The organism is Streptomyces lincolnensis, assembly GCF_021173675.1.
Taxonomy (GTDB): domain Bacteria; phylum Actinomycetota; class Actinomycetes; order Streptomycetales; family Streptomycetaceae; genus Streptomyces; species Streptomyces lincolnensis_B.
On record NZ_JAIHON010000056.1, the window covers coordinates 1 to 300 of the forward strand.

The window sequence follows — 300 nt, forward strand, 5'->3', positions numbered from 1 at the left end:
CGTACCGGCAGCTCGACGCGCCGGGCACCTCGGACCTGACCGGCTGCGGGGTGTTCTACGGTTCGGCGCTGACCGAGGCGGCCTCCTGCCAGGGCCACGACGTGTACATCGTCGGCGGCGCCAACTCGGCCGGACAAGCGGCGATGTACCTGTCCCGGGGCGCCAAGTCGGTCACCCTGCTGGTGCGCGGGGAATCGCTGGCGGCCTCGATGTCGCACTACCTGATCCAGCAGATCGAGGAGTCGCCCAACATCTCGGTGCGCTGCGGCACCGTCGTGGAGGCCGCGCACGGCTCGGAGC

General features: G+C 71.0%; 1 protein-coding gene. It reads left to right on the top strand.

All coding sequences use genetic code 11. The features are described from left to right. Window positions 1-300 (top strand): NAD(P)/FAD-dependent oxidoreductase (locus tag K4B79_RS47535; protein WP_232033715.1); only part of this gene is annotated, 300 nt, incomplete at both ends.